Genomic DNA, 11,550 nt, shown 5'->3' on the forward strand with positions numbered 1-11,550 from the left:
TCCAGGCGTTGACACCCGTCGGCCGCCCCTCGGCCGCCCCTCGGCCCTGGTATTGATCCACTTTCCTGGCGCTGTTTGCGTCTTCGGGGAGCGGATAGGAGCGCAGGGGGGATGGGCTCCCATCCCCCCTGCCAGTGACCGCCAGGGAGGAAGCCGACAATGACCTCGTTGTCCGTTATGAGCCGTCCGACGCCAGTCACTCGACGGGGCTGGGACCCGTTCGCCGAGTTCGGTGATCTCTACGAACGGATGGGCCGCCTGCTGGATGTATCGCTGCCGGACCTCATGCCGCGGGAAGGCCGCTCGTGGACACCCGCGATCGACATGGAGGAGACCGAGAACTCCTACATCATCGAAGCGGATCTGCCCGGTACTCCCGCCAACACCGTCAACATCGACGTCCGGGGGAACGAGGTGAGCATCACCGCTGACATCCAGGCCCGGGAACACCGCGGCGTGATGCGTCAGCAGATGCGCCGGATGGGCCGGTATGAATGTACCGTGCGGCTGCCCGGGGAGGTGGATGCGGAGAAGTCCGCGGCCCAGGCGGCCGACGGTGTGCTTCAGCTGACACTGCCGAAGCTCTCGTCGACCGCGAGCCGCCACGTCCCGGTGATCGAGGCCGGCGAGCGTGCCATGACTGAAACGCGTGCTGCCGAGACAGCTGAGGACCGCTCCGCGACCGGCCGGGCAGCCGGTTCCGACAGGAGCGCCCGGCAATAGCTCGGCAATAGGGCAATGTTTCGACAGCCATCTGACTGGCACGAGGCGCGTGCCCTATTGCCGGAGCCTCTTAGCCCGCCTGACTGGCGCCGGCCGGCTACAGTGGTGCCTGGCGAATTCACCGTTGCCATCGCCCGGTCCGCCGGTGAGAGATGATCATCTGCGGGCCGGGCGGGCAGCGTCTGCTGGGCCTGACCACCCCCGAGCGGCGGCTGCGCCACGACGTGATCCACGTCGGCGAGTATCAGAACACGGCGTAGGGAGATCATCATGACCGTGACGCTGCCCGGGCCTGTCCACCCGGTGATCCAGGCCGAGCCGCCCCGGCTGATCTGGCTGGAGATCACCGGACGCTGCCAGTTAGCCTGCTCTCACTGCTACGCCGGCTCCTCACCACACGGCAGCCAGGGCACGATGACGCTTCCCGACTGGGAAGCGGTCATCACCGAGGCAGCCGCCGTCGGCGTCGAGCAGGTCTGCCTCATCGGCGGCGAACCGACCCTCCGTCCTGACTTCCCGGCGCTCGTCGCGGCGGCGCTCGACGCTAACCTCGCGGTCGAGGTCTTCACCAACCTGTACGCCCTTCCCGCCGTGGTCTGGGACGCGCTCGTCCGCCCGGGTGTGTCGGTCGCGACTTCGTACTACGCCGACGACGCGGCCCGGCATGACAAGGTCACCGGGCGTGCCGGCAGCCATGCCCGCACCCGGGCCCAGCTGCGGCGCCTCGTCGCGGCAGAGGTGCCGGTCCGCGCCGGCATCATCGCCACCGCCGGCGAGGAACAGGCTCTCGCCGCGTTCGACGACCTGACCGCCCTCGGCGTCGTCGCCAGCATCGACCAGGTCCGGCCATTCGGCCGCGCCGCCGACCACGACGATGAGGCGGGCACCTGCGGGCACTGCGGGCACGGCACGGCCGCGGTTGGCCCGGACGGCACCGTGACTCCATGCGTCTTCACCCGCCGCGCCGCCGCCGGTAACGTCCGTGACGGGCTGGCCGCGGTCCTCGCTGGCGCGCCCTTCCGGTCCCAGGTCGCCCGGCTCGACGCCGCGCGCACGGTGACCGCCGCCTCCGGCTGTGGCCCGGACATCTGCGGTCCCAAGGCGAGCACCGCCTGCAGCCCCACCCAGTCCCAATGCAAGCCGAAGACCCCGGACTGCGAACCGCGTCCAACAGACGGAACCGCGTGATCCGCTGGCTGCCGGTCAGCATCGACGGTGCGGCGTGGCTCACTGAGATCTACCGCGAGGGCGCACGACAACTCGGGATACGGCCTCTCGGCTCCGGACGGGCCAGCGGTTCCGACGCCGTCATCGCGGGGCCCGCCACACACGACGGCGCCACCGCGTGGCTGCGGGTCGCCGCGTTCATCGAGTCCGACATGGACCGCGAGGTCTGGACCGGCACCCACGATGCCGCCAGCCTGTCCGGCGTCGCCAAGCCGACACTGCTCGCTGAGACCGAATGGACCCATCCCGACCCGGTCCCGGTGTCCGTGCGCGCTGAGCTGCTCACGTTCGCGGCCGACTCGACGGTCGTGCCGGCGGACGCCTACAGCGCCGGGCAGTACCTGTCCGGCGAGCCCGACCTCCCGGACGCCTGGTGGGCCGACCTGCGTGCCTCGGTCGACGCGCTCGCGGACACCCCCACCGAGCGGAAGCTGTGGGCCTACTCCCCCGAACAGCTCGCCCATCTGATCCATGCCAGAGTCGGTGAGCTGCCCGCTGACGTTGCCCCCGGCCCGGCGGCCACCGAGCATCTGGACCTGCACTGGGGCAACATCACCGCGCCGCGTTTTTCGATCATTGACTGGGAGCACTGGGGCCGCAGCGTTTCAGGCATCGGCGTCGCGAACCTGTACATCACCGCGCTGCGGCACGCGCCCCGGACCGCCAGCCGCCTTCGTGCGGCCTTCCCTGAGCTGGACGCCCCGACCGGCCGGTACGCCCGGGTCGTCGCCTGTCTGTTCACGCTCGCCGGACTGTCCTGGTCCCCTGACGAGATGGACGTCGCTGGCGCCGTGCGGGCCCATCTGGACGACCTGATCAGCCGGTAGCCCGGCCGCCCAGGCGCTCGCCGTCACTACGGCGTGTTCCGGAAGCCAGCTGTCCGGCTCAATGACCCGCGCGAGCGGGTCTCTGACGCATCTGGACACGGCCTTCCGGCGCTCCGGCGCGGTCGAAGGTCTGCGTCTCCGGCCAACCTTCCGCCCGTCGATCATACTGTTGCGTGAACGTAATGTGTCATTGATGTGACCGGCTCGGCAGTGGAGATGGGTACCGATACCTGTCTGGAATGTCGCCGGCCGGCAGCCGGAACCACGGAGGTGGCGAATCGTGCAGTCGACAAGCCTACGGGACGAGCTTCTCGCCGTGATCAGAGCAGTACAGGAAGCGCAACGTCATGTGCACCATGTGCGCTGCCACGCGCCCAGTTCAAGAATGGCGGGCCGGCTCGAGGCGGATGTCCGTCGCGTCCTGGAAGACCTTGACGATCTTGAAGCTGAGACCATGACCCGCAGCGGCGCGAACGGTCTGGACCCGGCCGGCACGGCCGACGGCCCAGCGTGCTCAACCCGCTACGAACCCGTGTTCGTACCGGCCCGCCAGGGCGAACCGGAGTTCCAGCCCGAATGCGACGACGAGGGGGTCGCCGGCGGGTGGCAGCGGCATCGCGCCGTGTCGCCGCGCCGCCGACGCCGCGTCCGGGTGTGAGCATGAGACGACGGGCCGCGCGATAACTCGCGGCCTGTCGTCGGTCCCTCCAACCGACCAGAACACGCCAAGGAGAGCAACAGCCAGCGAGAACACGCCGGGGGCCCAGCGCCGCGAACGCACCTGACCGCGCCTGCGGCCCCAGGAAACCGAGGAGCACCATGCCGACGCAGACGGATGCCCGTCCTCCCGACAATCGGGGCCCCGCCAGAGCCGCCGCTCCCAGCGGCGGCGCGGCCCGAGCGAGGATCATCCAGCCCAGCCTGAGACGGGACCGGTGGTGGGTGGCCCCGGTCGTCACGGTGGCCGTGCTCGCCGGCTTTGTCGCCTACGGGACGTGGGCGGCGTTCCGCAACGGCAACTACTACGCGGATCCGTACCTGTCGCCGTTCTACTCGCCGTGCCTGACCGACTCCTGCCCGGCCGACGCGCTCGGCTCCGGGCTGCTCGGCGACATCCCCTGGATCTCACCCGCCATCCTGATTCTGCTCTTCCCGCTCGGCTTCCGGCTCACCTGCTACTACTACCGGAAGGCGTATTACCGCTCGTTCTGGTGGGCGCCGCCGGCCTGCGCGGTCCCCGACGCCCGGCGCAGGTACAGCGGTGAGGCCCGGTTCCCGTTGCTGCTACAGAACGTGCACCGCTATTTCCTCTACTTCGGTGGGCTCTTCGTGTGTCTGCTCACCTACGAGGCTGTCCAGGCGTTCAGCTTCGACGGCGGTTTCGGCATTGGCGTCGGTAGCGGCATTCTTGCGGCCAATGTGGTGCTTCTCGGCCTGTACACGTTTTCCTGCCATTCCTTCCGGCACCTGTGTGGAGGTGGGCTGCGGACCCTGTCCGCGCATCCGGCCCGCCAGCGGCTGTGGCGGGGGATTTCGGCGCTCAACCGGCGTCATCTGGTGTGGGCCTGGGCGAGCCTTCTATGGATCATGGCAACCGACTTCTACATCTGGCTGGTCGCGAGCGGTCACCTCCACGACTATCACTGGGTGGCGTGAGCGACCATGACCGCACCATCCATATCGTCATCGTCATCGTCATCGTCCGTATCGGAGACGCACGCGTACGACGTCGTGGTCATCGGCGCGGGCGGAGCGGGCCTGCGCGCGGCGCTGGAAGCGCACGAGCAGGGCGCCCGCGTCGCGGTCGTCTGCAAGAGCCTGCTCGGCAAGGCGCACACCGTCATGGCTGAGGGCGGTATCGCGGCCGCGATGGGCAACGTGTGGCCCGAGGACGACTGGCAGGCGCACTTCCGCGACACGATGCGTGGCGGGAAGATGCTCAACCAGTGGCGGATGGCCCAGCTCCACGCGCAGGAGGCGCCGGAACGGGTCTGGGAGCTGGAGGAGTGGGGCGCGGTCTTCGACCGGACGCCCGACGGGCGGATCCTCCAGCGTGACTTCGGCGGCCACCGCTTCGCGCGGCTCGCGCATGTCGGGGACCGCACCGGCCTGGAACTGATCCGTACCCTGCAAAACCGGCTGATCAGCAAACGTGTCGACGTGTTCATGGAGTGCACGGTGCTGCGCCTGCTGACGACGCGGCGCCAACAGGCCGTACCACCGCGGGCGACGCCGTCACAGACCGCGCTTTCACCGGACACGCCGCAGCGTGGCGAACCAGCGGTCACCGGCGCGTTGGCGTACTGGCGCGAGTCCGGGACCTTCGTGCGTTTCGACGCGCCCGCGATAGTGCTTGCCACCGGCGGGATCGGCAAGTCCTATCAGGTGACGTCGAACTCCTGGGAGTACACCGGCGACGGCCACGCGCTCGCGCTGTGGGCGGGGGCCACGCTGATGGACATGGAATTCGTCCAGTTCCATCCCACCGGCATGGTCTGGCCGCCGTCGGTGAAGGGGATCCTCGTCACCGAGGGCGTCCGGGGCGATGGCGGCGTGCTGCTCAACGCCGAAGGCCGTCGCTTCATGTTCGACTACATCCCCCCGGTCTTCGCCGCCGAGACGGCCGACACCGAGCAGGAGGCCGACCGCTGGTACACCGACAAGGTGACCGCCCGCCGGCCGCCCGAGCTGCTTCCCCGCGACGAGGTGGCGCGAGCCATCAACGCCGAGATCAAGGCGGGGCGGGGCTCGCCGCACGGCGGGGTCTACCTTGACATCGCCTCCCGCCGTGACCCGGCGTACATCCGCCGCCGGCTGCCGTCCATGTACCACCAGTTCACCGAGCTGGCCGACGTCGACATCACCCGGGAGGCGATGGAGGTCGGCCCGACCTGTCACTACGTCATGGGCGGCATCAAGGTCGACCCGGCCACCGCGGCGGCGACGGTACCCGGGCTGTTCGCCGCGGGCGAGTGCGCGGCCGGCATGCACGGCTCGAACCGCCTCGGCGGTAACTCCCTGTCCGACCTGCTTGTCTTCGGACGCCGGGCAGGGCTGTACGCCGCGCGATACGCACAGGCGGTGCCGGCGGGCGTCCGGGGCGTGGCTACCGACGCGGAGGTCCATGCGATCGTCGAACAGGTTCTCGCGCCGTTCTCCACCACCAACGCACACACCAACGCACACACCGGCGCAACCGCGGCGGAGAACCCCTACCAGCTACAGATCGACCTTCAGGAGGTGATGCAGAGCCTGGTCGGGATCATCCGGACCGAAACCGAGCTCGCCCAGGCACTGGCAGAGATCGAGGCGTTGCGGGCCCGTGCCCGCCGGGTCGCGGTCACCGGTCACCGCCAGTACAATCCCGGCTGGCATCTTGCCATCGATCTGCGATCGCTGCTCACCGTCGCCGAGTGCATCGCCACCTGCGCGATGGCCCGCAAGGAGAGCCGTGGCGGGCACACCCGCGACGACTTCCCCCGGCCCGATCCGGCGTTCGCGACCGTCAACCACGTCCTGCGGCTGCGTGCCGACAGGCTTGAGCTCACCGCCGAGCCGCTGCCGCCGCTGCCGGCGGAGCTGGCTCACCTGTTCGACCAGCCCGCGGCGGCCGGGAAGGAGGCGTGATGACCGGGTACGACCTGAGACTCCAGGTGTGGCGAGGCGATGCGAGCGGCGGTGATCTGCACGACTACACGGTCGCCGTCGAGGAGGGCATGGTCGTCCTCGACGCGCTGCACCGGCTCCAGCGGACCCAGCTCCCGGATCTGGCCGTCCGGTGGAACTGCAAGGCCGGCAAGTGCGGGTCGTGCGGCGCCGAGGTGAACGGCCGTCCCCGGCTGATGTGCATGACCCGGCTGAACCTGTTCGCCCCGGCGGACACCGTCACCGTGACGCCGCTGCGGACCTTCCCGGTGATCCGGGACCTTGTCACCGACGTCTCGTACAACTACGAGAAGGCCGCGCAGGTGCCGGCATTCGCGCCCGGCCCGCCCGCCGGCGCCGACGGGCACCACCGGATGCGGCCGGAGGACGCCGGCCGCGTCCAGGAGTTCCGCCGGTGCATCGAGTGCTTCCTGTGCCAGACAGTCTGCCACGTCATCCGTGACCATGAAGAGAACAAGCCGGTCTTCGCCGGCCCGCGGCTGATGGTCCGGTACGCCGAGCTGGAGATGCATCCACTCGACACCGAGGACCGGCGGGAGCTGCTGCGCAAGGAGGCCGGTATCGGCTACTGCAACATCACGAAATGCTGTACGGAGGTGTGCCCGGAGAACATCGCGATCACCGACAACGCCATCATCGCGCTCAAGGAACGGGTCGTCGACGCTTCTTACGACCCGCTGGTGTGGCTCGGCACCCGCATCTTCCGGCGCAGGCGCTAAGAGCGTGTGTGAGATCGTCATTCCCGCTCGCCGCGTCCAGGCGTCCCCTGGCCGCGTTGTCGTCGGTCGCCACCCAACACCTCCGGTGCCTGCCTCCGCCGCCTCGCGACGCACGCACCCCAGCCCCGTTCCCTGATCCACACCCCTACTGCCGGGCGCTCTAAGGCGTGTTTCACAAGCCATCTGTCCGGCTCCCTGATCGAAGGACGGCTGCTGAAACACGCCGTAGACCCACGGGGCCGATCCCGCTCGCCTGCCCGTGTGGGACAGCGCTCACCGGGATGTCTGGACGGCGCGGTCCAGCCCCCAGCGGATCTCCACGCAGACCTTGCCCTCCTCACTCTCTTCGACGACGTCGATCCACTGGTGTGTCATGGGTGTGCCCGCGGGAAGGCCCGGGGCCGGATCGCCGAGGGCGGGTGCGGGTGCGGGTGCGGGAAATGCCAGGAACAGAAAGCCGTCCCGCGCGCCGGCGGTGAGGGTGATGAGGACCCGGCCATCGCCGATCCGGGCGAGGATCGCGGTGGCGGTACCCGCGATCTCCCGCCCCACCGCCGCGGGAATGGCCTCCACCTCTCCCGCGATCTGAAGCTCCACCCTGGCGCCTCGCAGCTCTGCCGAACGCGCGGCACTCTCAAGAACGGTGACCAGCGCCGACGGTGACAGCTGGCGGGTCAGTGTGCGCCGCAGCGCCGCCGCGCACCGCGCGCAGCGCTCACGGACCACGTCATCCTGGGGGTCCAGCCTGCCCGCACCGAGATCGGCGAGAAGGGGCAACGGACCGTCGGCCAGGTGAAGCAGGCGCAGCCGCCGGTCATGACGCACAGCGACCGCAGCTGCCCGATCCGCAATCAGTTCCGCCTCCGCGCGCGCGGTCCGTGCCGTCACCCCGGCCATGGCGTGGCGGGCCCGCCAGAACATCGACAAGGCCGTCTGGAGCGCGACCTGTGCGTAAAGGAACTCGCCGAACCTCATCAGCACGGTGACGTCACCCGCCGACCGCCAACTGATCACAGCCGTCGCTGTCCCGGCCATCAGCGTCACCGGCGCCAGCCACTGGCCGGCTGGTCGGCCGAACACGAAAAGGACCGTCGCCCCGACGTCCGCGAACATCACCGGCCGGAGTCCCACCAGATCTCCGTCCCGCACCGACAGGCCGAGGACGATCTGGGTACCGATCACGACCACGACCAGCCGCGCGACCACGACCGGGCGGAGCCGGCCACCGAGCGCCAGCACGACGTAGCGGGCCAGCAGCGCCAGGGAAATTCCCCAAGCCCCCAGGACGAGCAGCGGATGGCGGTATGCGGCGAGGCGTCCGAGCAGCAGCAGGCCACAACCGATCTGCCACAGACATGCTCCCATGCCCACCGCCCGCGTCGCGTTCCAGGCGTAGGAGCACTCCAGCGCGACCGCGTCGGCCGCCAGGGCCGGCTCCGGCGCCAGGCGCGGGGACCAGTGCAGCGTGACCGTCGTGCCACGGCCGGATATGGAGCGAACGTCAGCCGAACCGCCCACGTCGGCCATCCGCCCGATGATCGAATATCGGATGCCCAACCGCTCGGAATCATGGTCCAGCGGCTCGAAACCCACTCCTTCATCACGAACGGTTATCACTACGTCCCCCGTATTCGCCTGGATGTCCACCCAGGCCCGGGATGTGTTCGCGTGGCGGCGGACGTTGGACAGCGCCTCCCGGACCGTGGCCGCCAACGCGGCACGGACATCCCCGGGGACATCCAGCTGACCGGTTGTCGAGATCTCGACGTCCAGCCCGGCGCGGCGCGCCTCCTCGACAACCTGGTCCAGCCGCGCGGCGGGGCTGGCGGCCTCGTCGCCCCCGTCATAACCAGTGCCCAGGAGATCCACGCAAACGGCCGCGGCATGGCGGCAACGTGTCCTGACCATCTGCGCTGAGGAGGCGGACACGCCCCAGGCGAGCCCGGTGAGGGTGTTCAACACGATGTCGTGCAGGATGCGTTCGGACTCCCTGAGTTTTCGCTGCCGCGCCGTCGCCAGCGCATGTACGCTCTGCCGGGCCGCGGCGCGCGCGAAACTCCGGTCGGCCATGATCGCGCCGTGCCGCGCCACGCTTGACACCACCGTGAACAGCAGCGACAGGAAGGCCATCGCGGCAACCATCACGGCGGCCGTGTTGGCTTGCATCCCCGATGCCAGGCATGACGTCATGAGCAGACCGGCGAGAGTGGCCGTGGCCGGCAGCCAGATCACGGCCGGGGCACACCAGGCGACCACGACCGATGCCCCGACCAGGCGCGGCAGCACCCAGCTCAGCCCTTCCCGCAGCACATCGGGGGGCAGCGTCCACGGCACGGTCGCCGCGAGCAGCATTGCCACCGCCAGTTCGCCGGCGGCAATCCCCCGACGCAGCCCGGCCCGCAGGCAGCTGGCGGCGAACACGATCCCCCAGCCGGCGACCACCGCCGGCACTATCAGATGAGCCGGCGTGCAGTACCACCTGTGCCCGACGACGACAGCGACCAGTTCGAAGAGGATCCCGAAGATTCGCAGAACCGCGAAAACACGCGCGGCGGCCGCCTCGAGCGCGTTGAGCGCCAGATCATTCACAGTCCGGTAATTTCACCATCTGGAGGCTGACCATGTATAGGACCCACGCCTCCGCCCGCGCCGCGCGGGACCCTGCCAGATCCGGCTCGCCACGCCTAGGCGGCCCCTGGCCGCGTTCTCGGCCGCACCGATACCACCCATCCGGTATCGGTGCGGCCCGCGGCCGTGCCAGGAGCCACCCGGGCGCGGCTGTCTGATCGAACGACCTGTTGCCGGTCGCTCCTACACGCCCCCTGCCGCGACGAAGGTGTAGCCGAGGTTCTTGATCCCCGAGACGGTGTCACGCAGGTACGACGTCCCGAGGTAGGGATGGTAGAAGAAACTTGCGAACCCGTCCCGGACCACGAGGTTCCGCCTGGCCGAGTCGATCAGATCGGCTGGCAGCCGAGCCGGGTGGTTGTTGAACGGCTCCGGCTCGATGTTCCCGATGTTCTCCGGAATGACGTAGGTGCCGTACACGTCCGTGACGGGGTAGGGGAAGAACTGCCCGCTGAAGGTACTACTGTCAATCGTTCCCCCGGCAAGCTGGTTCCGGAAGTACAGCGCGCGTTCGTACCGTTTGGGGAATCTGGCGACCACGGCCCGGTAGTCGGCTGCCGATCCCGCGTAGTGCGGGAACTCGAACGTCGTCGGCGCGGGCAGGCCCGCGGCGGTGAAAGCGGTGGCCGCGCTGTCGATGCGACCGGCCGCCCAGGCCTGGCTGTCCTCGGGCACCGGGCCGTCGTAGACAACATTGTTCAGGGCGTCGATGTGGGCCCGGAAGAACTCGAAGTCGTCGGCGCTGACGCCCGAGTACGGATTCGCCACGTTCGAGTACTGATGGGTGTACCCGTGCATCAGCAGTGTCCCGCCCTTGCTCACCATGTACGTGAGCGCGCTGACCACGGCCGGCTCGTTCGCCAGGGTGATGTCGACCGGAGTGCCGTTGTTGTAGACGCCGTTGGGGTCCCGGTAACGGGGGTAGACCGCCACGGAGAAGGGCACCTTGACCGACGACAGGTAGTCGGCTGTCGAGCGCAGTTCGGCCGGATCCGCGTCCGGGCCGACGTCCTCGATCCGGACAAGGGCACGGTGCCGGGTCTGCGTGGCCGGAGCGAGCGCGTCGAAGAGAACGTCCGACAGAGCCAGATAGCGGTCGGTCATATCCGCATAGGAATAGGGGATCTCACCGATATAGGTGAGGTTGTTCGATCGCAGCGCCCAGGGGAATGTCGTCCCGTCGGCCCGGACAGCCTGGGCGAGCACCGTCGCCTTGGTGGTGTCCACGGTGGCGTAGTTCATGATTCCGCTGCCGTTGCCGGCGTACCGGGTCAGACTCGTGTTCTTGTAACGGACCGCCGCGACGGAGGAAAGGTCGAACTGGGACCAGTTCCAGCCATAGGTGGCGGTGAAAGTCGGCGACTGCGCGGTGAGCTGCCAGATGTTGTCGTACATCCACACCACTGGCCGGGTGCCGGCCAGCACGTCGGTGAGGAACGCGGTAGGCACCTGCTCGTCGTAGGTGGAGCCGATGTAGACGACGGCGGCGTAGCCCGCCATCTCACCAGCCGTATAGGCGGCCACCGGATGCGCCCGCCAGGTGCCGAAGTGGGAGACGAGGTTCGCCGTCTGGATGGCGTACTGCTCGCCGAGCCAGCCCCACTGGCCCGTGGTGTCGTACAGGACGAGCGTTCCGGCGGGGGCTGTCGCCACGGTGGTGATGGCGGCGGCGCGGATCCGCGCCGCCGCGCCAGGGGCGGGGCTCGCCGGCTGGGTGGTCGGCGCCGCACCGGCGCCCGGCGGCGGGACCGGCCGGGGCC

Annotated in this window: 9 protein-coding genes; 7 read left to right on the forward strand and 2 right to left on the reverse strand. The window is 69.3% G+C overall.

The window, feature by feature from the left end; translation table 11 throughout:
• Window positions 1–159 precede the first annotated feature (159 nt).
• The 7 genes from MJ777_RS15900 to MJ777_RS15930 all read left to right on the forward strand — a co-directional run bounded on the left by MJ777_RS15900 (window position 160) and on the right by MJ777_RS15930 (window position 7,162).
• The gene (locus tag MJ777_RS15900) at window positions 160–723 is read left to right on the forward strand and encodes an Hsp20/alpha crystallin family protein (protein ID WP_239311688.1); all 564 of its coding nucleotides are present in this window, start codon (window positions 160–162) and stop codon (window positions 721–723) included.
• 270 nt (window positions 724–993) lie between these two features.
• The gene (locus tag MJ777_RS15905) at window positions 994–1,911 is read left to right on the forward strand and encodes a radical SAM/SPASM domain-containing protein (RefSeq protein ID WP_239311883.1); all 918 of its coding nucleotides are present in this window, start codon (window positions 994–996) and stop codon (window positions 1,909–1,911) included.
• Complete coding sequence (locus MJ777_RS15910) at window positions 1,908–2,777, forward strand: hypothetical protein (protein WP_239311885.1); 870 nt, start codon at window positions 1,908–1,910, stop codon at window positions 2,775–2,777. The genes MJ777_RS15905 and MJ777_RS15910 overlap by 4 nt, the downstream gene beginning before the upstream one ends.
• A gap of 280 nt (window positions 2,778–3,057) precedes the next feature.
• A complete protein-coding gene (locus tag MJ777_RS15915) occupies window positions 3,058–3,435 on the forward strand; it encodes a hypothetical protein (protein ID WP_239311888.1) in 378 nt (125 codons plus the stop codon).
• Between the two features lie 161 nt (window positions 3,436–3,596).
• Window positions 3,597–4,433 carry a hypothetical protein gene (locus MJ777_RS15920; RefSeq protein ID WP_239311890.1) on the forward strand — a complete coding sequence of 279 codons (837 nt, stop codon included), beginning with the start codon at window positions 3,597–3,599 and terminating at the stop codon, window positions 4,431–4,433.
• A 6-nt stretch (window positions 4,434–4,439) separates the two neighbouring features.
• A complete protein-coding gene (locus tag MJ777_RS15925) occupies window positions 4,440–6,404 on the forward strand; it encodes a fumarate reductase/succinate dehydrogenase flavoprotein subunit (protein WP_239377017.1) in 1,965 nt (654 codons plus the stop codon).
• Window positions 6,404–7,162: a succinate dehydrogenase/fumarate reductase iron-sulfur subunit gene (locus MJ777_RS15930; protein ID WP_239377018.1), complete on the forward strand. Its 759-nt coding sequence runs from the start codon at window positions 6,404–6,406 to the stop codon at window positions 7,160–7,162. Before MJ777_RS15925 ends, MJ777_RS15930 begins: the two co-directional genes overlap by 1 nt.
• Window positions 7,163–7,435: 273 nt before the next feature.
• Here MJ777_RS15930 and MJ777_RS15935 read toward each other — a convergent pair whose 3' ends face one another.
• Together MJ777_RS15935 and MJ777_RS15940 are read right to left on the reverse strand one after the other, a co-directional pair.
• Entirely contained in the window at window positions 7,436–9,751 is a 2,316-nt protein-coding gene (locus tag MJ777_RS15935) for an ATP-binding protein (RefSeq protein ID WP_239377019.1), read from the reverse strand.
• Window positions 9,752–9,973: 222 nt separating this feature from the next.
• Window positions 9,974–11,550 (reverse strand): DUF2334 domain-containing protein (locus MJ777_RS15940; RefSeq protein WP_239377020.1); only part of this gene is annotated, 1,577 nt, incomplete at its 5' end.

Source organism: Protofrankia sp. Cj5 (genome assembly GCF_917627405.1).
Lineage (GTDB): Bacteria > Actinomycetota > Actinomycetes > Frankiales > Frankiaceae > Protofrankia.